The sequence below is a fragment of the Cupriavidus sp. FW306-01-F10A genome, from assembly GCF_058782785.1.
The window spans coordinates 105239-130640 of record NZ_JBYSYA010000003.1 but is presented as its reverse complement, the minus strand read 5'-3'; the positions used below and the strand labels follow the sequence as shown (position 1 = coordinate 130640).

Annotated in this window: 24 protein-coding genes; 11 read left to right on the top strand and 13 right to left on the bottom strand. The window is 66.3% G+C overall.

Features of this window, described 5'->3' with window-relative positions:
- Positions 1-474 precede the first annotated feature (474 nt).
- From tviB to AC3WLF_RS06100, 4 genes are read left to right on the top strand one after another with little or no spacing between them, the layout of a single operon-like run.
- The gene (gene tviB / locus AC3WLF_RS06115) at positions 475-1752 is read left to right on the top strand and encodes a Vi polysaccharide biosynthesis UDP-N-acetylglucosamine C-6 dehydrogenase TviB (protein WP_492319361.1); all 1278 of its coding nucleotides are present in this window, start codon (positions 475-477) and stop codon (positions 1750-1752) included.
- Between the two features lie 46 nt (positions 1753-1798).
- The gene (locus AC3WLF_RS06110) at positions 1799-2884 is read left to right on the top strand and encodes an NAD-dependent epimerase/dehydratase family protein (protein ID WP_492352407.1); all 1086 of its coding nucleotides are present in this window, start codon (positions 1799-1801) and stop codon (positions 2882-2884) included.
- A 29-nt stretch (positions 2885-2913) separates the two neighbouring features.
- Complete coding sequence (asnB, locus tag AC3WLF_RS06105; protein ID WP_492357952.1) at positions 2914-4944, top strand: asparagine synthase (glutamine-hydrolyzing); 2031 nt, start codon at positions 2914-2916, stop codon at positions 4942-4944.
- Positions 4932-6050, top strand: coding sequence for a glycosyltransferase family 4 protein (locus tag AC3WLF_RS06100; protein ID WP_492319358.1), 1119 nt, complete (start codon positions 4932-4934; stop codon positions 6048-6050). The genes asnB and AC3WLF_RS06100 overlap by 13 nt, the downstream gene beginning before the upstream one ends.
- Before the next feature lie 249 nt (positions 6051-6299).
- On the opposite strand, the gene AC3WLF_RS06095 is transcribed toward AC3WLF_RS06100, so the two are convergent.
- A complete protein-coding gene (locus tag AC3WLF_RS06095; RefSeq protein WP_492319357.1) occupies positions 6300-7382 on the bottom strand; it encodes a glycosyltransferase family 4 protein in 1083 nt (360 codons plus the stop codon).
- 127 nt (positions 7383-7509) lie between these two features.
- Positions 7510-9552 (bottom strand): polysaccharide biosynthesis protein, encoded by a 2043-nt coding sequence (locus tag AC3WLF_RS06090; RefSeq protein WP_492319356.1) that lies wholly within the window; start codon positions 9550-9552, stop codon positions 7510-7512.
- 509 nt (positions 9553-10061) lie between these two features.
- Here AC3WLF_RS06090 and AC3WLF_RS06085 point away from each other — a divergent pair.
- From AC3WLF_RS06085 to AC3WLF_RS06075, 3 genes are read left to right on the top strand one after another with little or no spacing between them, the layout of a single operon-like run.
- Entirely contained in the window at positions 10062-11246 is a 1185-nt protein-coding gene (locus AC3WLF_RS06085; protein WP_492358000.1) for a DegT/DnrJ/EryC1/StrS family aminotransferase, read from the top strand.
- 58 nt (positions 11247-11304) lie between these two features.
- Positions 11305-11946, top strand: a complete 642-nt coding sequence (locus tag AC3WLF_RS06080; protein ID WP_492319355.1) for a hypothetical protein — start codon at positions 11305-11307, stop codon at positions 11944-11946.
- A 25-nt stretch (positions 11947-11971) separates the two neighbouring features.
- Complete coding sequence (locus AC3WLF_RS06075; protein WP_492357951.1) at positions 11972-13069, top strand: lipid II:glycine glycyltransferase FemX; 1098 nt, start codon at positions 11972-11974, stop codon at positions 13067-13069.
- Positions 13070-13180: 111 nt separating this feature from the next.
- Here the strand turns inward: AC3WLF_RS06075 and AC3WLF_RS06070 are convergent, their stop codons facing one another.
- From AC3WLF_RS06070 to AC3WLF_RS06055, 4 genes are all read right to left on the bottom strand, one after another.
- Positions 13181-14113: a glycosyltransferase family 2 protein gene (locus AC3WLF_RS06070; protein ID WP_492319353.1), complete on the bottom strand. Its 933-nt coding sequence runs from the start codon at positions 14111-14113 to the stop codon at positions 13181-13183.
- Positions 14114-14191: 78 nt separating this feature from the next.
- Positions 14192-15148 (bottom strand): response regulator transcription factor, encoded by a 957-nt coding sequence (locus tag AC3WLF_RS06065; RefSeq protein ID WP_492319352.1) that lies wholly within the window; start codon positions 15146-15148, stop codon positions 14192-14194.
- Positions 15149-15865: 717 nt separating this feature from the next.
- A complete protein-coding gene (locus AC3WLF_RS06060) occupies positions 15866-16183 on the bottom strand; it encodes a hypothetical protein (protein ID WP_492357950.1) in 318 nt (105 codons plus the stop codon).
- A 49-nt stretch (positions 16184-16232) separates the two neighbouring features.
- On the bottom strand, positions 16233-16355 hold the full coding sequence (locus tag AC3WLF_RS06055) for a hypothetical protein (RefSeq protein ID WP_010811106.1): 123 nt from the start codon (positions 16353-16355) through the stop codon (positions 16233-16235).
- A gap of 486 nt (positions 16356-16841) precedes the next feature.
- Here AC3WLF_RS06055 and AC3WLF_RS06050 point away from each other — a divergent pair, with 486 nt between their 5' ends.
- Complete coding sequence (locus tag AC3WLF_RS06050; protein ID WP_010811105.1) at positions 16842-16979, top strand: hypothetical protein; 138 nt, start codon at positions 16842-16844, stop codon at positions 16977-16979.
- An 88-nt stretch (positions 16980-17067) separates the two neighbouring features.
- Complete coding sequence (gene cynS / locus AC3WLF_RS06045; protein WP_492357949.1) at positions 17068-17511, top strand: cyanase; 444 nt, start codon at positions 17068-17070, stop codon at positions 17509-17511.
- Here cynS and AC3WLF_RS06040 read toward each other — a convergent pair.
- Together AC3WLF_RS06040 and AC3WLF_RS06035 are read right to left on the bottom strand one after the other, a co-directional pair.
- Positions 17505-18737, bottom strand: coding sequence for a cyanate transporter (locus AC3WLF_RS06040; protein ID WP_492319350.1), 1233 nt, complete (start codon positions 18735-18737; stop codon positions 17505-17507). The two genes, cynS and AC3WLF_RS06040, sit on opposite strands and share 7 nt — an antisense overlap.
- On the bottom strand, positions 18730-19188 hold the full coding sequence (locus AC3WLF_RS06035; protein ID WP_081225744.1) for a nucleoside deaminase: 459 nt from the start codon (positions 19186-19188) through the stop codon (positions 18730-18732). The genes AC3WLF_RS06040 and AC3WLF_RS06035 overlap by 8 nt, the downstream gene beginning before the upstream one ends.
- A gap of 178 nt (positions 19189-19366) precedes the next feature.
- Between AC3WLF_RS06035 and AC3WLF_RS06030 the strand changes: the two genes are divergently transcribed.
- Positions 19367-20269: a LysR family transcriptional regulator gene (locus AC3WLF_RS06030; protein ID WP_010811101.1), complete on the top strand. Its 903-nt coding sequence runs from the start codon at positions 19367-19369 to the stop codon at positions 20267-20269.
- Here AC3WLF_RS06030 and AC3WLF_RS06025 read toward each other — a convergent pair.
- Positions 20248-20436 carry a hypothetical protein gene (locus AC3WLF_RS06025; RefSeq protein ID WP_492319349.1) on the bottom strand — a complete coding sequence of 63 codons (189 nt, stop codon included), beginning with the start codon at positions 20434-20436 and terminating at the stop codon, positions 20248-20250. The genes AC3WLF_RS06030 and AC3WLF_RS06025 overlap by 22 nt on opposite strands.
- Before the next feature lie 296 nt (positions 20437-20732).
- Between AC3WLF_RS06025 and AC3WLF_RS06020 the strand changes: the two genes are divergently transcribed.
- Positions 20733-21428 carry a phosphoribosyltransferase gene (locus AC3WLF_RS06020; protein WP_011616326.1) on the top strand — a complete coding sequence of 232 codons (696 nt, stop codon included), beginning with the start codon at positions 20733-20735 and terminating at the stop codon, positions 21426-21428.
- Positions 21429-21435: 7 nt separating this feature from the next.
- Here the strand turns inward: AC3WLF_RS06020 and AC3WLF_RS06015 are convergent, their stop codons facing one another.
- From AC3WLF_RS06015 to AC3WLF_RS06000, 4 genes are all read right to left on the bottom strand, one after another.
- Positions 21436-21942 carry a LeuD/DmdB family oxidoreductase small subunit gene (locus AC3WLF_RS06015; protein WP_492357948.1) on the bottom strand — a complete coding sequence of 169 codons (507 nt, stop codon included), beginning with the start codon at positions 21940-21942 and terminating at the stop codon, positions 21436-21438.
- A 47-nt stretch (positions 21943-21989) separates the two neighbouring features.
- Entirely contained in the window at positions 21990-23276 is a 1287-nt protein-coding gene (locus AC3WLF_RS06010; protein ID WP_492319347.1) for a 3-isopropylmalate dehydratase large subunit, read from the bottom strand.
- A complete protein-coding gene (locus tag AC3WLF_RS06005) occupies positions 23273-24313 on the bottom strand; it encodes a tripartite tricarboxylate transporter substrate binding protein (protein WP_492352404.1) in 1041 nt (346 codons plus the stop codon). Before AC3WLF_RS06005 ends, AC3WLF_RS06010 begins: the two co-directional genes overlap by 4 nt.
- A 110-nt stretch (positions 24314-24423) precedes the next feature.
- Entirely contained in the window at positions 24424-25209 is a 786-nt protein-coding gene (locus AC3WLF_RS06000) for a GntR family transcriptional regulator (protein ID WP_492319345.1), read from the bottom strand.
- Positions 25210-25402: the final 193 nt, after the last annotated feature.

Here is a 25402-nt window from a genome sequence, read left to right as displayed (position 1 = left end):
CGGAGGACTCATCCCTGAGGATGAGAGCGCAGTGGGCGAGGCACCGTCCATGCGCTTTTCCTCGGGCGCGCAGCATCGCATTCAGCCTTTAGAACGACAGCCATAGCGCGGCGTCGTTGCCAGACCCCAGCGGTCGGCTGCGGCCGAGTTTGGCAGCTTCGTCTCAAGTTGTGCTGCCGGCCAATTGTCCTTGCTGCCCGGCCCGGGAATGTGCGGGCGGCAACGGTGCTGAAGAAGAACCCTGGGCCAGTATTTCCCCAATCCACTGAAACAGCCCGAGCTGCGCAATGTATCCACAGATTTCCGATTCGCCCGGTCCGATTGAAGGCGCGGCGCGCCCGCTATCCATCCGGTCTTCTGTACGCCAAGGCACGAAGCCCCGCGCACAGAGCGCTGCCCGCCCCGGATAATCCTTCAAAAGTCCGCTCTTCCATGCCGGCCCCGTCAGGCTCACTCACCCAGGAGATCACGGCCATGGACCTCAGTAATGCACAAATCGCCATCATCGGCCTGGGTTACGTCGGCCTGCCGCTCGCGGTGGAGTTCGGCAAGCAGCGGCCCGTCGTGGGCTTCGACATCAATGCCGCGCGCATCGATGAGCTGCGCAGCGGCCGGGATGCCACGCTGGAGGTCAGCCCGGATGACCTGCGCAGCGCACGCCACCTGAGTTACAGCAGCGACCCCGCGGCCCTGAGGGACTGCAAGGTCTTTGTCGTTACCGTACCCACGCCGGTGGACAAGGCCAAGCGTCCGGACCTGACACCGCTGATCCTGGCGAGCGAGACAGTGGGCCGCGCAATGGCGCCAGGCGCCGTAGTGATCTACGAATCGACCGTCTACCCAGGCGCCACCGAGGAGATCTGCGTGCCGGTGCTGGAACGGCATAGCGGCCTGAAATTCAACGCGGACTTCTTCTGCGGATACAGCCCGGAACGCATCAACCCGGGCGACAGGGAGCACCGGCTGCCGGATATCCGTAAGGTTACCAGCGGCAGTACGTCCGAGGTCAGCGAGGCCATCGACGAGCTCTACCGGAAGATCATTGTGGCCGGCACGCACCGCGCGAGCAGCATTCGTGTGGCCGAGGCCGCGAAGGTCATCGAGAACACCCAGCGGGACGTGAACATTGCGCTGATGAACGAACTCAGCCTGCTCTTCCATAAATTGGGAATCGACACGCTCGAAGTGCTGAGGGCTGCCGGCACGAAGTGGAACTTCCTGCCATTCCGCCCGGGCCTGGTTGGCGGGCACTGCATCGGCGTCGATCCCTACTATCTCACGCATAAGGCGCAGGAGGTCGGCTATCACCCGCAGGTGATCCTGGCCGGAAGGCGCATCAACGACAAGATGGCCTTCCACGTTGCCGACGAGGTGGTGAAGCTCATGTTGCGTCGGGGTATTCCCGTGCTCGGCAGCCGCATCCTCGTGCTTGGCCTGACCTTCAAGGAGAACTGTCCGGACGTGCGCAATACCAAGGCCGTGGACATCGTGACGACGCTGCGGGGCTACAACGCCGAGATCGACGTCTATGACCCCTGGATCAACGTCGAGGAAGCCGAGGAGGAATATGGCCTGGCGTGCCTGCGCGAGCCTCCGCGGTGCGATCAGTACGACGCGATCGTGCTGGCCGTGCCCCATCACCAGTTCGTCACCATGGGCGTGAGAGCAATCAAGGCCTTCGGCAAGCCCCATGCGGTGCTGTTCGACGTGAAAGGAATCTTGCCGAGGAGCGAAGTTGACGCACGCCTGTAGGAATGCCCGGAAAGCAGCCGGAACCGGCACGGCACAAGAGCAAGCCATGGAAGCCAACAGCTACGCGCCTCTCAAGGTCCGCCTGGCCGCTACGCCATGCACGTGGCTTGTCACCGGCGTCGCCGGATTCATCGGCAGCAATCTGCTGGAAACATTGTTGCGGCTAGACCAGCGCGTTGTAGGCCTGGACAACTTCTCCACTGGCCATCGCCGCAATCTCTGCGAGGTCGAGGCGCTGGTGTCGCCCAGGCAGTGGGCCAATTTCCAGTTCATCGAAGGGGATATCCGCAACTTCGAGCATTGCCGCAGCGCCATGGTATTTCGCGAGCCCCAGGCCAAGGGAGCAGCCGCCGACGTGTATCCGGTGGATTTCGTGCTGCATCAGGCGGCTCTCGGCTCCGTGCCCCGCAGCCTGGAAGACCCCATCTCGACTCACAGTGTCAACATCAGCGGCTTCCTGAACATGCTGGTCGCCGCCCGCGACGCCCAGGTCAAAACCTTCGTCTATGCGGCAAGCAGCAGCACCTACGGCGACCACCCGGGCCTGCCGAAGGTGGAAGAAAACATTGGCAAGCCCTTGAGCCCATATGCGGTCACCAAGTACGCGAACGAGCTGTACGCAGACGTCTTCGCCCGCTGCTACGGCGTGCATGCCGTCGGACTGCGCTACTTCAATGTGTTCGGACCGCGCCAGGACCCCAACGGCGCCTATGCGGCCGTGATCCCGAGATGGATCGCGGCGCTGTTGCGACGTGAGACTGTCTACATCAATGGCGACGGGGAAACGAGCCGCGACTTCTGCTACGTCGCGAACGCCGTGCAGGCCAACCTGCTGGCCGCCGCCAGCGAAAGCCAGGAGGGCGACAGCCAGGTCTACAACATCGCCGTCGGCGACCGCACCACGCTGAGCACGCTGTTCCAGCTTCTTCGCGATGGGCTCGGCCCCTACGGCATCGCCGCCGACACCGAACCGGTCCATCGCGCCTTCCGGGCGGGCGATGTGCGCCACAGCCAGGCGGACATCGGCAAGGCGAAACGGCTGCTGGGATACCGGCCCACTCACCGCATTCGCGACGGCTTGGCCGAGGCGATGCATTGGTATGTGCAGATGCATCAGGCGCTGGACGTCTGATCGTAACCGGAAGATAGGGGAAGACAACGATGTGCGGATTCGCAGGATTTCTTGGCGGCTTGCCTGCCGCTCCGCCCGACCGTGCGGCCATGCTGTCCGAGATGGCACGCCGGATCCGCCACCGTGGGCCGGACCACGGCGATCTCTGGTGCGATCCGCACGCGCCGTTCGGCTTCGCGCACCGGCGCCTGGCGATTGTCGATCTCACCCCCGCCGGCCAGCAGCCGATGATGGCGGCCGGTGGCCGATACGTCATTGTGTTCAACGGCGAGATCTACAACCATCTCGAAATCCGCGCCGAGCTCGAAGGCGTCGGCGCCGCGCCTCAGTGGCGAGGGCATTCGGACACGGAGACGCTGCTCGCCAGTATCGATGCCTGGGGCGCCGATGCCACCGTCCGGCGCGCCATAGGGATGTTCGCCTTTGCATTGTGGGACCGGCAGACGCGCACGCTGACGCTGGCGCGCGACCGGATCGGAGAAAAGCCGCTCTACTACGGCTGGCAAGGGGCAGGCAGAGGCCGTACCTTTCTCTTCGGGTCGGAACTCAAGGCACTGCGCCCGCATCCGGCATTCGAGGGCCGCATCGACCGCGACGCGTTGAGCCTGTACATGCGCTACAACAACGTGAGCGGTGCCCATTCTATCTACCACGGCATTGCCAAACTGCCACCGGCGCACCTGTTGACCGTCTCCATGCAGGCGCCCGATCCTGTGCCGCGCGCCTACTGGTCTGGCGCCGCGGCGGCGCTGAATGGCAAGCAAGACCCCTTCTCAGGTGACCCCGAACAAGCGGTGGACAGGCTGGAGGCGCTGTTGCGCGAGGCGGTGCGCCGCCAGATGATGTCGGACGTGCCACTGGGCGCCTTTCTTTCCGGCGGCGTCGACTCCTCGACCGTAGTGGCGCTGATGCAGTCCCAGTCGTCCCAGCCGATCCGCACATTCTCCATCGGCTTCCATGACTCGGACTACAACGAAGCCGCGCACGCGAAGGCCGTCGCCCGGCATCTGGGCACGAGCCATACCGAGCTGTACGTCACGCCGGAGCATGCGATGGCGGTCATCCCGGAGCTGCCCGAAATCTACGACGAGCCGTTCTCCGACTCCTCGCAGATCCCGACGCTGCTTGTCAGCGAACTGGCCAGGCAGCACGTTAAGGTGTCGCTCTCGGGCGACGCGGGCGATGAATTGTTCGGCGGGTATAACCGCTACCAGATCACGGCCGAACTGTGGCATCGACTTGCTCACATTCCCCGCCCAGTGCGCGCCGCAGCGGCATGGGGGCTGACCCGCCTCTCTCCGCGCCGGATCAATCAGATCGCAGCATCGCTTCCCATGGCTTCGCGCTGGGCCAACGTGGGCGAAAAGGTCCACAAAGGTGCCGGCGTCATGGCCGCGCGCTCTGCAAACGAGCTCTACCTTGGCATGGTTTCCCAGTGGCAATTCCCGAAGGCAATCGTCGTGGGTGGGGCGGAGCTGGCCTCTGTGCTGGACAGCGCCATGGGTTCGCTCGAGACGCTGAGCGACGTAGAACGCATGATGGCGTCCGATATGCTGACCTATCTGCCCGACGACATCCTCACCAAAGTCGACCGCGCGGCTATGGCGCGAAGCCTGGAGACGCGCGTGCCGTTCCTCGATCACCACGTGGTCGAGTTTGCCTGGCGCCTGCCCCTGGCTTACAAGATCCGCCGGGAAGGCGTCGGCTACACCACAAAGTGGGCGCTCAGACGCGTGCTTGACCGCTACGTGCCCAGTGAACTGATCGAGCGGCCGAAGATGGGTTTTGGCGTCCCGATCGACGCCTGGTTGCGAGGGCCGCTGCGTGACTGGGCTGAGGATCTTCTTGACGCGCAGCGCTTGCGACGCGAGGGCTATCTGAATCCGGAACCGGTTCGCAGGCGGTGGGCAGAACATCTTTCCGGGCAGCGCAATTGGCAGCATCCGCTGTGGTGTGTGCTCATGTTCCAGGCTTGGTTAGCACACGAAACCGCACAGCAGACTTCCCCCGAACAGGCCTGCCGGGTTGAATTCAATTGGAGGCCGGCATGCGCTTTCTGATGATCGCGAGCTTTGCCGAGTCGCTGATCGCGTTTCGCGGCCCGCTCATGGAGGCATTGCAGGAAAAGGGACTGGAGATGCATGTCGCCGCGCCGGACATGCCGGTGGGACACTCCATCCGCACCGCGCTGGAGTCGCGCGGCGTGGTCGTGCATCACGTTCCCCTCGAACGTAACGGCAAGAACCCGCTGGCCGACGCGCGCACGCTGCTCGCTTTGCATCGCCTGATGCGGCGGGTCAGGCCTGACTGCGTAATGTGCTATACGATCAAGCCCGTCATCTACGGCATGCTGGCGGCCTGGCTGGCCCGTGTGCCACGCCGCTTCGCGTTGATCACGGGGCTGGGCTACGCCTTTGGCGAGGACAGGGGCAGGAACGGCCTGCGTGCCGTGGTGCAGCGGCTGTATGCGCTGGCACTCAGCCGGACAGATACCACCTTTTTCCAGAATCCGGATGACGAGGCGCTGTTCCGCCGGTCCGAGATCCTGCCACCCGACAGGCGTTCGTGTATCGTCAACGGCTCCGGCGTCGACGTCGCCAGCTTCCAAGTCGCGCCCTTGCCGGACGACAGCCCCCGCTTCCTGCTGATCGCCCGCCTGCTGGGCGACAAAGGCGTGCGCGAGTATGCCGAGGCGGCTCGGCGCATCCGGGCGCGGGGCGCCAGAGCGCGCTTCAGCCTGGTCGGCTGGATCGACAACGGCCCCGACGCCATCGCGCAGCAGGAACTTGACGCATGGGTGGCCGATGGAACCATCGACTACCTCGGTCGCCTGTCCGACGTCCGCCCGGCTATTGCTGGCTGCAACATCTACGTGCTGCCTTCCTACGGAGAGGGCACACCGCGTTCCGTGCTCGAAGCCATGGCGATGGGGCGCCCCATCATCACCACCGATGCACCGGGCTGCCGCGAGACGGTGGTTGATGGAGACAACGGCCTGCTGGTGCCGGTCAGGTCAGTCGGCGCGCTGGAGCAGGCCATGATGCAGCTGATAGAGGACTGGGAAAAGGTCGTAAACATGGGCCAGCGCTCGCGCCAGATCGCCGAAAGCAAGTACGACGTGCGCAAGGTCAACGCGGCGATGCTGCGCGAGATGGGGTTCGAGTAGGCGCCGGCAGACGCAGGGCGCGTGGAGCATCGCTTGCCCGGATCGCACATCCATGGATTGGGCCTTGAGTCGTCCGGCCTGACGTGCAGAGGATCATGAGGTCCGCTGCCCGTGACGTCGTTGCCGGAAATCTGGATACCCACAGGGTGGAGCCCGTCTAACCATGAGCGAACCGAGGCGCAGTTTCCTGGCGGGGCTAGCCGTCTTCCCTTTCGTATCCGGCCGGAGTGTCAGGTTTGAGTTTGGATGTCATCGTGTTGATGTTGCGGCCTGCGAGAACATGGTCGCCATTTTCGGGGCTATCTTTTGCACGCAGTAGAGGTTTTCGACGAGCCCGCGTCCAGCTCTCCCCATGGTGTCTCGAAGCTCGGCGCTAGTGAGCAATAGCGACAGTCTCGAGATCCAGTCCGCCTCGCCCCGCGCCAGAAAGCCATTAAAGGTATCCCGCACAATCTCCTGGTTGACCCCTATTGGCGAGGCGATCACTGGCAGGCCGCATGCCATGTACTGGATCAGCTTGTACCCGCATTTGCCTCGTTCCCATGGAGAATCGACGAGCGGCATGATACCGACGTCGCAATCCGCAATGGAGGCAGCCTCCGTGTCTTCGGTCCAGGGGATGCATTCCACGTCCACGCCCGGGGCGCTGAACTGGCTGCCTATCACGCGCAGGGTGAATTCATGGTGGTCGGCCAGGGAAGCTAGGGCTGATTTCAGAACACCCAGGTACTTGACAGTGGAGGGCGAGCCGATCCAGACAATACGCAAAGGCGTGGCAGGATTCTCGCTCAGTCGACGCTGGACGGTGTAGCGGCCCAGTTCGACGACTGTCGGGACAATCTCGACCCAACTCGCGCCTGCGCGCCTTGCGCGCTCCGCCAGGTACTCGTTCCCGGCGATGACCAGGCGGGCGCCCGACATCAGGGTGTCCAAACGACGACCGTACAAGGATCGCACCAGTGCGGAACGATGGAGATCATAGACATGGAACTGCGCGTCATCGTAGTCCAGAATATATGGCACCCCCTTCAACAGGCCACTTTCCAGCCAGACCGGGAACCAAGGGAGCGCCTCTTTCTCGATCCAGATGAGGTCAAAGTCTCGCCGCCTGACCAGCGCGAGCAAACGTCGCGCATAGGACTGAAGCAGCGACGTGATGACGTAACCGGCACGGCTGTAGCGCTGTCTGAGAACCGCATCAGATAGCAGCGGCTGCACCGTCACCGACAGGCCGGCGCGTTCCAGCCATGGCAGAAATTGCAGGCCGCGCAGACGAGACGATGCGCCAAGCCGTCCGTACCTTGTAAGCACCAGGATGCGAGGTCCTTTCATTGCCGATTCCCCTTGGCAGGGAACTGCCGGTTCACGAGATGGGCCACGGGAAGGATGTAAATCCATTGGAAGGTGACAGCTTCGATATAGCGTCCGGCGTTATCCGTCTTCAACGCCGGTTCGTGGGTCAGGGCACATCGCCACGACTCACGGCACTTGCCGGTTTGAGCTCATCCGGACTGTCGCCAAGCAGGCCACGTGCCGTGATTTTCCGGATCGTCGCGTGTAACGGCTCGCGGGCCTCTTCCGCTGATTTCGGCCTTCGTTCGCCAGAGCGGGTTGCATCCAGCGAGCTGTAGGGAGCGTATTCCGGCACGATCAACTGCACCGCCGTCTGGATCGCGATTTCGTCGCGCATTTCGCAGGCGGCGAATAGCCGGTCCAGCCTGCTGTGCAGATCGGCCTCTTCCAAGCATGGCTCATGCGAGCACATGATGCGTTCGTGCACACTGGGCGTGACGTCACCGCCGATCAGCAGTTCCTCGTAAAGCTTTTCGCCCGGTCGCAGCCCGACGAACTTGATCTCAATGTCGCCACTTGGATTCTTGCGTGTACGCTCGACCAGCCCGGACATCTCGATCATCGTGCGCGCCAGATCAACAATGCGTACCGGCTTGCCCATGTCCAGCACGAAAACCTCACCGCCCTTGGCGATGGCGCCGGCCTGGATGACGAGCTGGGCCGCCTCCGGGATCAGCATGAAGAAGCGGATCACATCCGGATGCGTGATCGTGATGGGCCCGCCCTCGCGGATCTGCTTGCGGAACAGCGGTACCACGGAGCCGGATGAGCCCAGCACATTGCCGAAGCGAACCATCGAGAAGGTAGTGCGCGTGCTCGGGCGCGCGGCCGCGGCCTGGAACACGAGCTCGGCAATGCGCTTGCTGGCCCCCATCACGTTGGTGGGCCGTACAGCCTTGTCGGTGGACACCAGCACGCAGGTTTGCACGCCGAAATGGTCCGAAAGATTGGCGACTGTGCACGACCCTAGCACGTTGTTGCGTATGCCTTCCGGCATGTTCGCTTCCACCAGCGGCACATGCTTGTAGGCCGCGGCGTGGTAGATCGTGTCCACACGCTGGCCGCGCAGCGCGGCGGAGACTGCCGTGGCATCGCAGACGGAGCCGATCCGTGCGGTGATCTCCAACTCGGGGTAACGCAGCCTGAGTTCTTGCTCGATCGCGTAGAGCGCGTACTCCGAGTGTTCGAACAGGATCAGGCGCTGGGGATCCTGGGTCGCGATCTGGCGGCACAGCTCCTTGCCGATGGACCCGCCTGCGCCGGTGACCATGACCGTCTTGCGATGGATGCATTTGGCGAACAGTTCTTCGCGAGGTCGGACACTGTCGCGGCCCAGCAGGTCCTCGATGCTGACGTCGCGGATGGACTGCACGCTGATTTTTCGATCTACCAGTTCCAACAGGCTGGGCAGCGTGCGCACGCTGACTGAATAGCGGTGCAGTCTGTCGATAATCTGCCGGCGGCGCTCGACAGACAGTGACGGCACCGCCAGTACGACCTCATGGATGCCGTGCTGCTGAATCTGCTCGCGCATTTGGTTGCTGTGATAGACCGGCAGGTCGGCGAAGATATTGCGGTTGAGCGTAATATCGTCGTCGAAGAAGCATACCGCCTTGTGGCCAACGCTTGATCGCATGGCAATGGCTAACTGGAATCCTGCTTCGCCAGCACCGAAGATGCCAACACGCAACGCCGAGCGATCGCGCTGAGCCTGGCGATTTTTTTCTTGGGAGAACGTCAGCAACGAGCGTGCGACGAAGCGTGACGTCACAAGATAGGCAAATGCAATGAACCAGTAGATGAGCAGACCGCTACGAGGCAGCCGGTCGAGATGCACAAGGAACGAGAGTGCATAGGTGAGTCCGACCAGGCAGGCCAGGCTGATGCCGGTGGTCCAGAGAACCTTCAGATCAAAATATCTGATCACAGTCCGATACAGCCCGCTCAGCGAGAAGACGGGGATCGTACATGCGGCAATGATGAGCGGCGGCGCCATGCCGTACTGCACCAGCAGTTCGGGATTGCCCGCGCGCAGGAACAACGCCAGCGCGAAGCACAGGGGCAACGCCAGCAGGTCCGCCGACAACATGAGTGCCACCTTATGGCGTCTTGGTAGCGCTATAAGCCACTGCGACAGGAGATTTTTCATTTGCCAAGGCCTCACGTCATCACAGCTGAGGTCCGGCTGCGACCAGACCATAACCCAGGTGCGCCCAATGGCGGGACACACAACAGCGGTTTCGCGGCGTTCTCCATTGTTTTGAGTTTTCTTAGGGAAAGGCTGTGGCGGCAACCGGCATCTTGCTGCCGGCATTGACGCCCGACTTGCCTTTAATGCCGTCCGGGCGACGGAATGCCTTCGACACTGGTGCAGATGGAAGCCATTATGGGTTTTGCCCGGCGACGCGTAATGTCGCAAGGTGCGTTCGCGTACGAAAGTGCATAAGTCCGGGAGAGCGCACATGAGTCTCAACTGTGCGAACTAGTCCATCTGGCCGGCTTCACGCCCGAGGTCAGGTCTGATTAGATAAACGCAGCTTCCATGAGCAAAGCGGGCGGCATCGTGCAACGAGTCCCCCATATGTTTGTTCGGCTTTGTGGCCGATGCCATGGAGACTGCGACGCCCGTGCCGACTTCGATTGCTGAGGTGGATGACCATGTTAGACAGCGGTTTCTCTCCCTGGCCGAGCTTTACTACCGAGGAGGCAGCCGCCGTGCAGCGGGTACTGCTTTCGAACCGGGTGAACTATTGGACCGGCGCCGAATGCAGGGCGTTCGAGAAGGAGTTTGCCGAGTGGACCGGTTCGTCCTACGCGGTCGCGCTGGCAAACGGTACGCTCGCGCTGGACCTTGCCCTCAAGGCGCTGGACGTCGGCCCCGGGGATGAGGTGGTGGTCACGCCGCGGACATTCATCGCCAGCATTTCGTGCGTGGTCAATGCCGGTGCGATTCCGGTGTTTGCCGATGTCGATGCCGATAGCGGCAATCTGACGGCGAATACCATTGCGCGCGTGCTGACGCCAAGAACGCGTGCGATCATCTGCGTGCATCTCGCGGGCTATCCGTGCGACATGGACCCGATCATGGAACTGGCGCGATCGAGAGGGTTGAAGGTCATCGAAGATTGTGCGCAGGCGCATGGGGCTCGTTATCGCGGGCGTGCTGTTGGCACAGTCGGACATGTCGGTGCCTGGTCTTTCTGTCAGGACAAGATCATGACCACCGGCGGCGAAGGTGGCATGGTGACCACCAACGACGAGGCGCTCTGGTCGCGCATGTGGTCTTACAAGGATCACGGAAAGAGCTGGGAGGCCGTGTACCAGCGCCCCCATCCGCCTGGATTCCGTTGGCTGCACGAGTCTTTCGGCACCAACTGGCGCATGCTGGAGCTGCAGGCCACGATCGGCCGCCTGCAGCTCAGGCGCATGGAGCATTGGACTCGCCAGCGCACTGCCAACGCGATGGCGCTGATCCAGGCGCTCGCTTGCTGTCCTGCGTTGCACGTGCCGCTGCCACCTGCCGACTGCCAGCACGCCTGGTACAAGCTTTACGCCTACGTCCGGCCGCATGCGCTGAACGCTGGCTGGGACCGCGACCGCATCATGGCCGAAATCAACGCCGGCGGCGTGCCCTGCTACGCGGGAACGTGCTCAGAGGTCTACTTGGAGAAGGCCTTCGAGGATACCGGCTGGCGCCCGGCTGAGCGGCTGTCTGTGGCGCGCATGCTGGGTGCGACCAGCCTGATGTTTCTGGTGCACCCGACCCTGACCGCGGCCGAGATCGAGCAGACTGGCGCGATGGCGTGTGCTGTGATGCGGTCTGCCACGCGAGCGGTTGCATGATCGGATGGATATGTCATAGCCGCGCCGGCCGGCGGCGGGGGCAACGATGAGTCCCTGGATGCCACTAATCCTGCTTGGGGACAGCAGGTTGGTTTTGCCGCTGGCGGCCGCTATTGCGCTATGGCTGACCGGCGCTGGGCAATGGCGCCACGCCTTGCGTTGGCTGGTCTGGTTCGGATCGGGGGCGGCCCTGGTTGCCGCGGACAAGCTCGCGTTCGCGTCCAGTGGCTGGTCCTGGCCCGCGATTGACTTGTACGTTGTCAGCGGCCATGCCATGCTGACAACAGCGACCTACCCGGTATTGCTGATGTTGATGGGCGCGCGAATCAGCGTACGTGGGGCGCGCTGTGGGTGGTTGGCGGGGCTTGGGATGTCGGCCCTGATGTGCGTCGTGCTGGTGGCGGGACACTACCATACCATTGCGGAGACCCTGACAGGTGCCGTCATCGGGCTGGCAATTTGCACGTTCAATGCCGGTATGCCGACGCGCCTGCAAAGCAGGTGCACTCCGATAATGTTGGCATTGCTATTATTTTTGGCCTGTGCGGCCGCGATTCCGGCCGGGCGCAAGACAGCCAGGCACGCTGTCCAGTTGCTCGGTACGGAGCGGCAGGGCATATCACTGCAGTACTTGCGGCACATTCATGTGAACCCTGATACGGGAAAGACCGTAGTGACCGTCTTGCGGTGCTGGGGGTAATGCGACGTGACGGTCGACCAAAATAATGACTCTTTGGGAAGACCTGGTGCATGCCAATCTGTTTAGATCGGATGATGCCGAATGGCGCGATCTTCTGAAGCGTTGCTGGCACGACTGCCACCAAAAGCCGGGCTGGCTGCGAGCCGCTGAGCATGCTGATGGCGGGATTGCACTGGCGGTGCATGTGAGTGATGGCAAACACGAGTTGCTGGTGCCGATCTTGCGTCGTGAGCTCGGTGCAGGCATCTGGGATGCAACGTCGCCCTATGGCTATGCCGGCCCTGTTGTTACCGGGGCGGCGCGGGATGGCTTTGCCGACGAGGCCATGCAGGCTGCAGTTTCATTCCTGCGCGAGCAAGGCTGCGTGTCATGGTTTATCCGGCTGCATCCGATCCTCAACGCGGACTGGCGGAGCAGACTTGGCCTGGTGGTAGTGCACGGTCCAACGGTTTCGATCGATCTCTGCAAAACGCCGGAGGAACACTGGCGCGAAACCCAGTCTCGTCATAGGCGCGGCATCGACCGTGCTCGGCGCGCCGGTGTCACCGTACGGCTGGACACGAAATTCGAGAGCATTCCGTGTTTTGTCGATGTCTACAACCGCGCCATGGACAGGCTTGGTGCATCGAGTTACTACTATTTCGGGCAGTCCTACTATGAGGCCCTGATCGAGCAACTCGGCGACGAGTTGCTACTGTTCGTCGCCGAGGAAGAAGGGCGCATCATCGGTGGCGCGACGTTCACAGTGGCACCACAGGCCGGCATTATGCAATATCACCTGTCCGCGGCCGAAGACAAATTCCGCCACCGTCAGCCGGCCAAGCTGATTATCCACACGGCCCGAGAATGGGGGCGCCAGAATGGTTACAAGCGCCTTCATTTGGGTGGAGGCCTGGGCTCGCAGCAGGATTCGCTGTTCGAGTTCAAGGCCGGCTTTTCAGCTGATACCCATGTGTTTCGCACCCAACGGGTGGTGGTCGATCCGCAACGGTATGTGGCGCTGGCGGGCAATACGGCATCGGTACTGGACGACCTGAGTGGCTTCTTCCCCGCCTACCGGAGCGATGCGCAGAGGCCCACCCGCCCGCCTGCTGACCAGCTTGACACGAAGGCTCGTCTCTAGGGGCAGCTTCGGTTCGGCGTTGCCAATGCCTTCGCCGCATGGAGTGAAAAGCCACCATGATGCGGACATACGTTGTTCACCACGGTTCGCAGAAACGGGTACGCGATAGCGCTATTCGCGCGGCACAGGCGTGCGCAGGCCAGCAGCGGGCCCAGTTCCCAAGCGCTCATCGGCATAACGGTTGCGCAGCAGCCACCACAGGTAGCTCGCTGTAGCGTAGAAGAGGCGGATTCCGTGCGGACCTGCTGCGCGCAGATTGCGCCCAAGGTCATGAGGAAGCGCCATCAGCAGGAACAGGGCTTTGGACGGACGTTGCCTGCCGTGGCCATTGCGACGGCACGCCACAAACAGGCGAGAGGCTTCACTGGCGGGGCAAGACCGGCCTCCAGACAGCGACGGCAAGCGTTGGTTGACAGCAGTCGCGACCATCTCGATGCGGTAGCCGTGTTCCTGTACTGCGCAGCCAGACAGTTCGAGCTCGTCATATCCTCCGGCCAATTGCTCGTCAAACACCACACTCGCGAACAGTTCCCGCGGGAACACGGCGCTGCGCAGCAGCACTGTGCACAACCGCTCGCCATGGCGATAGTTCTGCGTCGGATACCCGAGGAAGGCCGGCTTGCGTGGATCGCAGCGCTGCCCCTGGCAGAGTTCGGCCCCGGTCAGGATGAGCGGCGTCGCACAGCCGGCGGTGGCCCGGCGGATATGGTCGTCGGCAATACACTCGGCCATCTGCTGCAGAAAGGTCGCACCCAGCAGCGTCTGATCATCCAGGAACAGCACATGCGAGCCGGTGGCCGCGCACAGAGCGCGGTTGCGGTTGGCCGCCGGGGTACGGCGCGGGCCTTCCAGGTAGGTGATGTCCGGATAGTCCCGGCGCATCATCTCGCGCGTGTCGTAGCCGCTGCTGTCGTCGGTGACGATGAGCTGGTGCGGCGGCATGGTGGAATCAGCGACCGATTGCAGCGTGTGCCGCAGCTGCTCGGGATGGTCGCACGTGTAGATGCACACCGAAACGGTGGGCAGGAACGAGCTTGCCGGCATGGTGACCCCTCCAATGTTCGGCAGATGGCAGACACCTGCGCCGGCCCGTCTGGTGCGGGCGCGGCGCAAGGTCCTGAACTACAGCACCGGGCTGGCGGCCTGGAACGCGGCTTCGCCGGTGCGGGACGCAACCACAGGGCGCGCGGTGCTGCCGCGCGTGAAGCGTTCATCGCCGCTGACCCACTCGAGCGTCGCGCCACGTTGCAGGGCGGCATAGACGGCCTCGCCCTTGTTGCGTACCTTCAGGCGCTGGTACAGCGTGCAGGCGTGACTCTTGACCGTTGCCACCGAGATATTGAGCATGCGGCTGACGGTCTTGATCGGGTAGCCGCGTGCCAGCAGCACCAGCACCTCGTACTGGCGCGGCGTGATCTTCAGCATTTCGGCTTCGTCGTAGCTGGGCTCTTCCTCGACCAGCGGCGCTGCATTGGTGGCAGCCGGGGCCGACAGCGGCTGCCCCGGCCGCAGGCCGGTGAGGTCGCGCACCGCCACGGTGGTGCGTGCGGCACCGGGCGTGCCGGCGCATGCCACCAGCGACAGTTGCTCGCCTGTGAGCGCGTGCGCAGGGTTCAGCGGAAGCGGCGCGGCCGAGGCCAGCGACTGCACGGCCGGCATGGCCGAACGCGACGCCGACGGCATCGAGCCGGTTTCGGCCGAGAACAGCAGCCCCTGCACGCCTGACACCGCCAGCCGGATGGCCGCCTCGATCACCGCCAGCGAAGCGGATTTCGGCAGGCAGCCGCAGACGCCGCGGGCGCTGTCCGCGTTGGGCACATGCAATGGCAAGATGTCTGCCAGGATCAGGATGCGTTGCGGCGACAGTGCTTCGCGGGCCTGTTCGAGCTGCGGCCAGCCAGACCCCACATCGGCGGGCATGCCGAATACCAGCAGGTCTGCGTTGTGGTGCCGGGTGTCCAGCCTGGCGATGTCCGCGGGCGCAATGGCGGCAACCTGGGCAGACTCCTGGATGTTCTCGAGCATCTGCAACAGCCCGAGCCGGAGCAGTGGATGCTCCTCGATCAGCAACGCGTTCATTGACTTCACTCCCCGTTACTCGGGGGCGGAATGCGGGGCGCTTTGCGTATGGAGGGCATTGCAGGACAGCAGTCACCTGCGGCGACTGGCTGCTTGTCTGACCCCCATGCTTCCATGCTCCGGCAGTCCCGTTCTTCTGGATAGAACTTGTCGGTGGCTGGAAGGTTGACCCGAACCCGAACCCGAAAGATTCTCGCTCCTAAATCGGCTTAAATTCATCTTATGGGCTGGTTGAATGGAATGCAAGCGGGCCGGTCTGGGACGAGTGGGGGTGGGAATGAAAGGACATACATAATCCTTTCAAAAATCATCCGAACGCACCGGTCCAGGTTCCGCAAACGCCGCGCTGACGCGGGGTCCAGGAGGTTTCACGGATGTGACATCCGGATTTAATTTGGTTGCAGCATTGAAACAGATAGCATTATCTACACCCCCTGTAAGTAGTGTTCTTAACCCCATGGTGGGGTATCGGTAATATATCTGCGGCGGATTGCTCCAATCATGAAACGCCGCTTTCATATGTGTTTTCGAAATAGGCCTGCCTGATTTTCAGGCAGGTCGGGCGCATGGCCTAGTGCTTCTGGATGAGAGACGTCTCCCACCTCGGGATGAGCGCTGCGGCGCCGGCTGCGCCGGCCTGCACCGGACTTGCCACCGCCTGCCGGGAGGACAGCGTGGCGGGCCCGGGGCCGGCCGGCAGGTCCGCCCGCGGCGGCGTCAGCGGGCCCAGTGGCCGGGGCGCATGACCCAGCCGTGCGGGCCGCGCACCCAGCGCTCGGGCACATAACGGTAGCCTGGACGCTGCGCCTTCCAGTAGCCGCTGCGCCAGTCGTAGCGCCCGCCGGCGGCGGCCCAGTGTCCCGGCACCCAGACCTGGCCGCGGCGCGCGGCGGGGTGCGGTTCATAGCGCGGCGGCGGGGGCGGATGGCCATAGCCGTGGGCGACCGCCACCGGATGGGCCTCGGCGGGGGCGGTCAGTCCGAAGGCGCCGCCCGTGGCGAGGACGGCTGCGGCAAGCAGGAGCTGGCGTTTCATGTGGATTCTCCTTGGGGCGGTTGGAAGCGGTTCGAAGCGGCTGGATCGGTCAATAGCGGTCGTAGTGGTGGTGGCGCGGCGGCGGGCCGCCGCGCGGTGGCACTACGATGCAGGCGGACAGCAGTGCGGCCGTGGTGGACAGCAGCACCAGCAGCGAGAGGGCGCGTTTCATATGGGCTCCTGGCGGGTTCGCGTTGGACATGGCTTCAATGTAGCGAGCCGACCCCGCAGCGCGTGCTTGCACTTGTAAGGCTGTCTCACAAGGGCTTGTGCTGCTGGCGCAGGCCCGCCCCGGGCGCGCGGCATCCCGGAAGCCCTTGCGTATCAAGGCGTTGCGCGCATGGCGGCAGGCCCATGGCGTGGCCTGCGCGTGCCGGGGCGGAGGTAATGTGACGTTACACGGGAAATAATTCTCGCAACGCAACGGGCCCCGGAGCGGGCGCCGCACCCTTTGTGGGCGGCCTGGCCGGGCACGCAGAAACGGGTACGCCGCGATGGTGCGCGATGCCTCGGCATGGCCCGGCGGGGGGGCACTGGCAGCGTCACGGCGCCATCACGGTGCGTTCAGTCGCGCAAATCGGTGGGGCGGAAATGGCATGAAGCTTGCGCCATGGGCTATACCAGTCGGAAGTGGCCTCGTGTGCTTGAAGGAGGCGTCATGCCGGTCATGCTCATCGTGCTTGCCCTGCAATGGCTGCAGGGGCTGTCGCCGCCCGCCGCGGCGTTGTTCGCGCTGCCGCAGGAGATGGCGCCTGCGGATGCCGCGGCCATCGTCGAACCCGCGCTGACACGCTGACATGGGCTGACGCCGGGGTGGTATGACTACCCTGCCGCCGCGGCAGTCCGAGTGGTTCCATCCAACCTACCACTGTCATGGAGTCAGCATGAACCGCAGCGACGTCACCGACCTCATCATCGAAGCCAAGGTCACCCGCGGCATTGCCTGGGCGCAGGTGGCCGAACGCGTCGGCCGCAGCAAGGAATGGACAACCGCGGCGTGCCTGGGCCAGATGGCATTCGACGCCGCCGGCGCGCGCGCGGTGATGGAGCTGTTCGGGCTGCCGCCCGAGGCCGAACCCTGGCTGCGCGAGGTGCCGTACAAGGGCTCGCTGCCGACGCAGGTGCCGGCCGATCCGCTGATCTACCGCTTCTACGAACTCATCAGCGTGTACGGCACCACGTTCAAGGCGCTGATCCATGAAGAGTTTGGCGACGGCATCATGAGCGCGATCGACTTCCGCATGGACCTGCAGCGCGAGCCCGATCCCAACGGGGACCGGGTGCGCATCGAGATGTCGGGCAAGTTCCTGCCCTACAGGACCTACTGAGCAGCGACTGCGCGCATCGGCGGCAGCGCAAGCGACACGCCATAGCGCGTCGGGTCCAGGCGCATGGTCAGCACGCCCACCAGCGCGGCGCAGGCCAGGTGGTACCACCAGCCCGCGGCGAAGCCGCCGGTGCGTTCGTGCAGTATGGCGGTGATCCAGGGCGCCAGCGACGCCAGCAGGAAGCCGCCGCCTTGCATCAGGGCGCTCAGCGCGCCGGCGCTGTCGGGGTCCGGCAGGTGGTCCAGTGCCACCACCAGGTACAAGGCAAAGCAGCCACCGAGGCCGGCGCCGCCGATCACGGCCCACGCGTGCGGCGCGGCGTCGGGCCACAGCGCCAGTCCGCCGAAGCCCGCCACCTGCATGGCCAGCGCCAGCGCCATCCAGGCGCGGCGGTCCAGGCTGCGCGCGGCCAGCAGCGGCAGCAGCAGCGCCGCGGCGGCCTGCGCCACCGCCATCAGCGCCACCAGCGACCCGCTCGCCGAAGCGCTCCAGCCGTGGTCCTGGTAGAACGGCGCGAGCCACGCCACCAGCGACGCATAGCCGCCGTTCATCACGCCAAAGCAGGCCATCAGCAGCCAGGTGCGCGGACGCCGCAACAGCGCGCGCGTTGCCCTCGCCGGGCGGCTTGCCGGCACCCCGGGGCCGCGCGCCGCGGCGCGCGGCAGTGCCACCCAGGCCAGCGCCAACGCTGCCAGCGCAGGCACGGCCCACAGCGCCAGCGCATCGCGCCAGCTGCCGGCCAGTGCCGTCACGTCGGGCGACAGCTGCGCGCCGAGCGCGCCGCCGCCCATCAGCGCGGCGGAGTACAGCCCCATCACCGGCGCCACGCGCCCCGGGAATTCCTGCTTGACCAGGCCCGGGCAGGCGGCCTGCACCACGGCCACGCCCAGCCCGCACAGCGCGGCCGAGGCGATCAGCCAGGTGCCGTCCGCCACGCCCAGCCGGAGCGCGCAGCCGGCACCGAGCAAGGCCAGCGCGCCAAGCACCGCGGTGCGCGCACCCAGCCGCTCGCGGATGGCCGGCCCGAAGAACGCGCCCACGCCCATCAGCAGCATCGGCAGCAAGGTCAGCCAGGCCATGCCCTGGTAGCTGAGGCCGGTGCCGCTGCGGATGGCCGGGGCCAGCGGCCCCACCGCGGTCAGGAACGGCCGCAGGTTCAGGCCGATGCCGGCGACCGCGGCCAGCACCAGCCAGCGCGGGGTGGCGCCGCGCGCGCCCTCAGCCACGGGGCGCGCGCGGGCCGTAGAGCTGCGCCGCAGAGAGATCGACCGCCACCCGCGTGAGCGGCAGCGGCGGCGGGTTCAGCGACAGGCGCAGCGCCTGGTAGGCGGCCTCGCTCGACATGCCGTAGGGCGCGGCATCGTGGTTGTCGAAGGCGTAGTAGACCGCCTGCACGCCGGCCATGGTCATCGCCGCCAGGCACATCGGGCAGGGGTGGCCGCTGGCGTAGACCACGCTGCCGCGCAGATCGGGGCGGCCCAGCTTGCGCGCGGCGGCGCGCACCGCCTCCATCTCGGCATGGGTGGTGGGGTCGTGGCTGTGGACGATGTCGTTGACGCCGGTGGCGACGGCCTCGCCGTCGAGCACCAGCACGGCGCCGAAGGGGCGCGCGCCACGGTCACGGTTGGCCGCGGCAAGGCGAACCGCCTCGCGCATGAATTCCTGGTGAGTGGTCATGGTTGGCAAAAAAGTGAGTGCATGCTCGCGAGCAGGGCGGCATGGGTCTTTTGAGGGGCGTTCCCGGTGGCCGCAGGGCGCGGGCCGGGGCAGCGTGCCAACTGTACGCCGGGGCTTGGTAATTGGGAAATTAAATGATGAAATCGCCGGCAGTGGAAAAACCAATGGATAACCGGCCATGCAGGACCCTCGCCTCGATCCCGTGCTGCTGCAGAGCTTTGTCGCCGTGGCGGAAAGCGGCAGCTTTACCCGCGCCGCGCAGCGCGTGCACCTGACCCAGTCAACGGTCAGCCAGCAGGTGCGCCGGCTGGAAGACCAGCTCGGCTGCGTGCTGCTGGACCGCGGCGGCCGCTACGTCACCACCACGCCCGAGGGCGAGCGCCTGCTGGGCTACGCGCGCCGCCTGCAGCAGCTGATGGCCGAGGCGGTGGGGCAGCTGCGCCAGAGCGCCGGCCAGGGCGAGATCCGCATCGGCGTGCCCGAGGACTTTGCCGCGCGGCCGCTGACGCCGGTGCTGGCCGGGTTTGCCGATGACTGGCCTGGCATGCGGCTGGAGGTGACCAGTGGCATGAGCCATGAGCTGTGGCAGCGCTTCCAGGACCGGGAACTGGACCTGGTGCTGGTCAAGCAGCGGGTCGGGCAGGCGCCGGGGCTGGCCAGCTGGCCCGAGCCGCTGTGCTGGATCGACAGCCGCAGCCGTCCGGCGGTGGCGCGCGACCCGGTGCCGCTAGTGGCGTTTCCGGTGGGCGGGCTGTACCGCGGCGAGATGACGCACGCGCTCGACGCCGGCGGACGGCGCTGGCGTGTGGCCTTTGTCAGTGCCAGCCTGGCCAGCATCCTGGCCGCGGTGGCCGACGGCCTGGGCGTTACCCTGCTGCCGCGGCGCCTGGCCACGGCTCAGCACCAGGTGCTGGAGGACGGCGGCTGGCCCGCCGCGGTGCCCGACGTCGAGCTCAGCCTGCACGCGCAGCCGGACCTGCCGGCCGCGGCGCGCGACATGGCCGCGCGGCTGGCCGCGCTATGCGAGACCGTGATGGGGTCGGGCGCGCCGCCCGCGGATCAGCCGAAGAACTCGTTGTAGTAGCGGGTGCAGGTGCCGGCCGGGCGGAAGGTGTAGGGCAGCTCGGCCATCGCCGCGGCTTCCAGTGAGCCGAACGGGATGTCGGGCGCGGCCAGGGGGCCGGCTTCGGGGGCGGACTGGTGGTCGGAGCGCGCAAGCTCGGCGCGGGTGTTGGATGGCGAAGTCATGTCAGGCTCATTCTCAAGGGCCGGGCACTGCACCCGGCAACTGCGGATCGGCGTTGTCAACGCGTGCAGCCATCCTAATGCTGCAGCGCGGCGCAGTCAGCCGCCCCAGCCTGAACACACTGTTGCGCAATCGCGCCCAATCGGGGCGACTTGCCCGGCGTTGCGCGCGCCCGGCTGCCGCCGGCGACTTGCGCCAACGCCGTCCGCGGCAGGGTCTATATTGGCTGAGGGTTGCCTGCGCCGCTTGCTTTGCGGGCAGTGCGGGCCTGAGTGCCGCTGACCTTCCGGAGCGTGCCATGTCGTTGCCTCCATGCTTTACCGATCGCCGCGAGGCTGGCCAGTACCTGGGCCGCCGCCTGGCCGAACTGGGTTTTGGCGCCGCACAACTGGGCCAGCCCGCGCTGGTGCTGGCGCTGCCGCGCGGCGGGGTGCCGGTGGCGTTCGAGGTGGCGCGCGCGCTCGACGCGCAGCTGGACGTGCTGCTGGTGCGCAAGATCGGCGCTGCCGGCTATCCCGAGCTGGCGCTGGGCGCGGTGGTGGAGGGCGATGCCGGCGGCGGCGGCCCGCACACCGTGGTCAATGACGATCCCTGGGCGCGCCGCGCCGTGGAAAGCGGCAGCTTCGATGCCGAGCGCGGCCGCCAGCTCGACGAGATCGCGCGGCGCCAGCGGCGCTATCGCGGCGGTGCGCCGGTGCCAGAGCGCGCCGGGCGCACGGTGATCGTGGTCGATGACGGCGTGGCCACCGGCGCCACCATGCGCGCCGCGCTTGAAGGCGTGCGCATGGCCGGGGCGGCGCGGGTGGTGGCGGCCACGCCGGTGGGGTCGGAGCAGGGGCTGGCCAGCCTGTCGGCCGCGGCCGACGAGGTGATCTGCCTGAACACGCCCCCCAGCTTCGGCGCGGTTGGCGCCTTCTACCTGGATTTCTCCCAGACCAGCGATGAAGAGGCGCTGGCCCTGCTGCGCGCGGCGGCGCCGCCGCCTGCGCGCTGAGGTTCGCTCAGCCCTTGCCCAGGCGCGCCTTCAGGTGCGGCACCAGCCCGCCGGCGGCCAGGATCGCCCGCAGGAAGTCGGGGATGGGCTCGCACGCGACCAGGCTGCCGTCGTCCAGGCGCAGCTGTGCCGTCGCCAGGTCCAGCACCGCGTGCGCGCCGTCGGCCAGGCGGCTGGTGTCGGCGCAGACCAGCACCGGCAGGCCCAGGTTGATGGCATTGCGATAGAACAGCCCGCCGAAGGACTGCGCCACCACGGCGCCCACGCCCAGCGCGCGCAGCGCCTGCGGCGCCTGCTCGCGCGAGGAGCCGATGCCGAAGTTGGCACCCGCCACCAGCACGTCGCCGGCTTGCACGCTGCCGGGGAACTCCGGGCGCAGCGAGGCCAGGCAATGCCGGGCCAGCACGGGCAGCGGCGATTTCATCAGCACGGCGGGGGCCATGGCATCGGTGTCGATGTTGTCGCCGAAGCGCCAGAGGCGGCCAGTGGAATCGGGGGCGATAGCAGAGGTCATGCAAGAAGTCTGTCCCGCCAGGCGGGTACGAAGTCAGGCCCGCAGCGTTACTCCAGCAGGGTGCGCGGATCGGTAATGCGGCCGGTGACGGCGCTGGCGGCCACGGTCATCGGCGAGCCCAGCCACACCGCGCTGCCGGCGTCGCCCATGCGCCCGGAGAAGTTGCGCGCCGTCGACGCAATCGCGCGGCTGCCGTCCGGGAAGCGCGCCGCGCCATAGCCGGCGCAGGCGCCGCAGGCGTTGGGCAGCAGCGTGGCGCCGGCGTCGGTCAGGATGCCAAGCGTGCCCTCCTGCTCGGCCAGCAGCTGGTCGCGGCGCGAGGCCGGCGCCACCTGCAGTGTCACGCCCGCCGCCACGCGGCGCCCGCGCAGCACGCGCGCGGCCATGCGCAGGTCTTCCAGCTTGGCGCCGGTGCAGGCACCCAGGTAGGCGATCTGCACGGGCTCGCCGGCGGCCTGGTCTACCGGCGCGCTGTTGGCCGGAGAGTGCGGCGCCGCCACCTGCGGCACCAGTGCCGCGGCGTCGAAGCGGTGGGTGGCCAGCACCGGCGCATCGGGGTCCGTGCGCCAGTGGGCCAGGTCGATCGCGGCCAGCGTCTGCGCCGGCACGCCGGCCTCGGCCAGCCAGCCGAGCGTGACCGCGTCGGGCGCCACCAGGCCGGTCTGCGCGCCCAGCTCGGCGCTCATGTTGGCCAGCGTCATGCGCTCCTGCATCGGCAGCGCGGCGACGGCGCTGCCGGTGTACTCCAGCGCCTCATAGCGGCCGCCGCCCATGCCGAGCGTGGCGCACAGGAACAGCATCATGTCCTTGGCGCAGACGCCCGCTGCAAGCTGGCCGTCCCATTGCAGCCGGATGGTATGGGGCACGCGCAGCCAGATCTCGCCGGTGGCCAGCACGCCGGCCATCTCGGTCGCGCCCACGCCGAACATATAGGCGCCGAAGGCGCCGCCGGTGGGGCTGTGGCTGTCGCCGCCGACAATCAGGCGGCCCGGCAGCACATGGCCGCGCTCCGGCAGCACCACATGGCAGATGCCTTCGGCGTCGATGAAATGGGCGCCGGACTGGCGCGTCCAGTCGCGCGTGAAGCGCAGGATCGACTCGGCCTGGGCATCGCCGCCCGGCACGAAATGGTCGGTCACCACCACGTAGCGCGACGGGTCCCAGACCCCGGTGCCAAGCTCTTCCAATAGCGGGGCCACGCGGCGCGGGCCGCTGGAGTCGTGCGACATCGCCAGGTCGACCCGGCAGATCACGATCGTGCCGATCTCCGCATGCGCCAGCCCGGCGGCGCGCGCCACCAGCTTCTGCGCCAGCGTGGCGGGGGTGTGGCTCATTCCGGCGAGGCTCCCGAATACTTGACCACGGCGGCCCAGCGCCTGACGTCCTGCTTCACGAACGCGGCGAAGGCGTCGGGCGGCGTGCCCATCGGCTGCGCGCCGTCGTTCTCCAGGCGCTTGCGCACCGCGGGCGTTTCCAGCCCCTTGCGCGCGGCGTGATACAGCGCCTGCGTGACTTCGTGCGGCATGCCGGCCGGACCGAACAGGCCGAACCATGCGCTCGACTCGAAGCCCTTCACGGTGGCGCCGATCGGCGCCGCGCCCGGGAACTGCGGCAGCGGCGCGGGGCTGGTCACGCCCAGCACCTTGAGCTTGCCCGCGCGCACATGCGGCAGCACGTTGATGGTGCTGGCGAACATCAGGTCGCACTGGCCCGCCAGCACGTCGGTGAGCGCGGGCGAGGTGCCCTTGTACGGAATGTTGACGATGTAGGTGCCGGTCATCATCTTGAACATGTCGCCGGCCATGTGCAGCGACGAGCCCACCGAGCCGATGGCAAAGTTCAGCTTGCCCGGTTCGGAACGCGCCAGGCGGATCAGCTCGGGCACATTGCTGGCCGACAGCTTTGGCGTGGCCACCAGCACGCTCGGCACGGTGGCCACCAGCGTGATCGGGGTGAAGTCCTGCACCGGGTCGAACGGCAGCTTCTTGTACAGGGTGGCGTTGATGGTGTGGCTGGTGAAGCTCATCAGCAGCGTGCTGCCGTCCGGCGAACTCTTGGCGACCAGGTCGGCGGCGATATTGCCGCCGGCGCCAGGGCGGTTCTCGACCACCACCGGCTGGCCGAGCTCCTGGGACATTTCCTGGGCGATGGTGCGCGCCAGCGTGTCGGTGGTGCCGCCGGCGGGCGCGCCCACCAGGATCCGGATCGGCTTGCCGCCGGCCACCTGGGGTTGCCCCTGGGCCGCGGCGGACAGCGGCAGGGCCAGCGCGCACGCGGCCAGGCTGGCCATGGCCAGGCGCTGCACCGCGGCGCGGCGGGGGATCGAAGGCAGACGGGTCGGGCTGGACGGGACCAGGCGGAACACTGGCATGGCGACGGCTCCTCGCTTGATGTGATCAGAGATGCGCAGTATCGCTCGGAACGTTACCTGGCGCATCCCTTGTAGCGCCGCCTGCGGGAAGTCGGCGGCGGTCCGCGGGGTCAGTCGCGCAGGCCCGGGCGGGTTTCGCTTTCCACCCAGACGTTGGCGCTGTCGACGCCGGCCGGCGACAACTCCATGCGGTACTCATAGCGGTCCGGTCGGTACTGGCCGAGCAGCAACTGGACCGGGCGCCCGGCCGCGTCCTTGACCACGCGGCGCACCGCCAGCAGCGCGCCGCCTACCGGCACGTCCAGCAGCGGCGCCACCACCACGTCGGCCAGGCGCGCGGACAGCACCTGGCTGGCACGGCCCAGCTTCACGCCGCCGGCCTCCAGCAGCCGCAGCACCGGCTGCTCTTCCAGGGACTGGCGCGTGATCGGCCGGCCCAGGTCGGCGGGCAGGTAGACCGTGATATGCGACAGCGGGCGGTTGCGGTAGTGGCGCACGCGCACGATCTTCACCACCGGATCGCCCGGCTCGATCTGCAGCGATTCGGCCACATCGGGCGTGGCATGGACTTCGTCGATCGAGATCACCTTCACCGACGTCTTCTGGCCCATGTCGATGATGTTGTCGAGCAGGCTGGTGCCGCGTTCCTCGCCGGCCGCCGTCGCCGGGCGCACCGGATGCGGATTGACGAAGGTGCCAAGCCCGCGGTGGCGGCGCACCAGGCCTTCTTGCACCAGGCGGTCGAATACGCGCCGCATGGTCACGCGCGAGGCATGGAACTGCTTGGCCAGGTCGATCTCGCCCGGCAAGGGGCCCTGGCCGAAGCGGCCTTCCACGATCTGCTGGCGCAATACCACGTAAATCTGGTGATACAGGGGAACGACGGCTTCACTCATGGTTTCCCTTGCGGAGAGATGACAAGTCTGTAATGCCTCTAATGTACTTTAAATCAGACATAGAGCCTAGCATGGATAGCCGCAGTGGCGCTTGCGGGACAACTGCGCCGGCGCAGTGTTGCAGCGATGCATCTCGTCTGCGCCGAGACCCCTTGGCGGGTTGCGCCAGCACGGGTGAAGTCGGTCCGGCGCC

Excerpts from the sequence above, each read along its gene's own strand:
- tviB (WP_492319361.1), top strand. The coding sequence starts at position 475 with ATGGACCTCAGTAATGCACAAATCGCCATCATCGGCCTGGGTTACGTC.
- AC3WLF_RS06110 (WP_492352407.1), top strand. The coding sequence starts at position 1,799 with ATGGAAGCCAACAGCTACGCGCCTCTCAAGGTCCGCCTGGCCGCTACG.
- asnB (WP_492357952.1), top strand. The coding sequence starts at position 2,914 with ATGTGCGGATTCGCAGGATTTCTTGGCGGCTTGCCTGCCGCTCCGCCC.
- AC3WLF_RS06100 (WP_492319358.1), top strand. The coding sequence starts at position 4,932 with ATGCGCTTTCTGATGATCGCGAGCTTTGCCGAGTCGCTGATCGCGTTT.
- AC3WLF_RS06095 (WP_492319357.1), bottom strand. The coding sequence starts at position 7,382 with ATGAAAGGACCTCGCATCCTGGTGCTTACAAGGTACGGACGGCTTGGC.
- AC3WLF_RS06090 (WP_492319356.1), bottom strand. The coding sequence starts at position 9,552 with ATGAAAAATCTCCTGTCGCAGTGGCTTATAGCGCTACCAAGACGCCAT.
- AC3WLF_RS06085 (WP_492358000.1), top strand. The coding sequence starts at position 10,062 with ATGTTAGACAGCGGTTTCTCTCCCTGGCCGAGCTTTACTACCGAGGAG.
- AC3WLF_RS06080 (WP_492319355.1), top strand. The coding sequence starts at position 11,305 with ATGCCACTAATCCTGCTTGGGGACAGCAGGTTGGTTTTGCCGCTGGCG.
- AC3WLF_RS06075 (WP_492357951.1), top strand. The coding sequence starts at position 11,972 with ATGACTCTTTGGGAAGACCTGGTGCATGCCAATCTGTTTAGATCGGAT.
- AC3WLF_RS06070 (WP_492319353.1), bottom strand. The coding sequence starts at position 14,113 with ATGCCGGCAAGCTCGTTCCTGCCCACCGTTTCGGTGTGCATCTACACG.
- AC3WLF_RS06065 (WP_492319352.1), bottom strand. The coding sequence starts at position 15,148 with ATGAACGCGTTGCTGATCGAGGAGCATCCACTGCTCCGGCTCGGGCTG.
- AC3WLF_RS06060 (WP_492357950.1), bottom strand. The coding sequence starts at position 16,183 with ATGAAACGCCAGCTCCTGCTTGCCGCAGCCGTCCTCGCCACGGGCGGC.
- AC3WLF_RS06055 (WP_010811106.1), bottom strand. The coding sequence starts at position 16,355 with ATGAAACGCGCCCTCTCGCTGCTGGTGCTGCTGTCCACCACGGCCGCA.
- AC3WLF_RS06050 (WP_010811105.1), top strand. The coding sequence starts at position 16,842 with ATGCCGGTCATGCTCATCGTGCTTGCCCTGCAATGGCTGCAGGGGCTG.
- cynS (WP_492357949.1), top strand. The coding sequence starts at position 17,068 with ATGAACCGCAGCGACGTCACCGACCTCATCATCGAAGCCAAGGTCACC.
- AC3WLF_RS06035 (WP_081225744.1), bottom strand. The coding sequence starts at position 19,188 with ATGACCACTCACCAGGAATTCATGCGCGAGGCGGTTCGCCTTGCCGCG.
- AC3WLF_RS06030 (WP_010811101.1), top strand. The coding sequence starts at position 19,367 with ATGCAGGACCCTCGCCTCGATCCCGTGCTGCTGCAGAGCTTTGTCGCC.
- AC3WLF_RS06025 (WP_492319349.1), bottom strand. The coding sequence starts at position 20,436 with ATGACTTCGCCATCCAACACCCGCGCCGAGCTTGCGCGCTCCGACCAC.
- AC3WLF_RS06020 (WP_011616326.1), top strand. The coding sequence starts at position 20,733 with ATGTCGTTGCCTCCATGCTTTACCGATCGCCGCGAGGCTGGCCAGTAC.
- AC3WLF_RS06015 (WP_492357948.1), bottom strand. The coding sequence starts at position 21,942 with ATGACCTCTGCTATCGCCCCCGATTCCACTGGCCGCCTCTGGCGCTTC.
- AC3WLF_RS06010 (WP_492319347.1), bottom strand. The coding sequence starts at position 23,276 with ATGAGCCACACCCCCGCCACGCTGGCGCAGAAGCTGGTGGCGCGCGCC.
- AC3WLF_RS06005 (WP_492352404.1), bottom strand. The coding sequence starts at position 24,313 with ATGCCAGTGTTCCGCCTGGTCCCGTCCAGCCCGACCCGTCTGCCTTCG.
- AC3WLF_RS06000 (WP_492319345.1), bottom strand. The coding sequence starts at position 25,209 with ATGAGTGAAGCCGTCGTTCCCCTGTATCACCAGATTTACGTGGTATTG.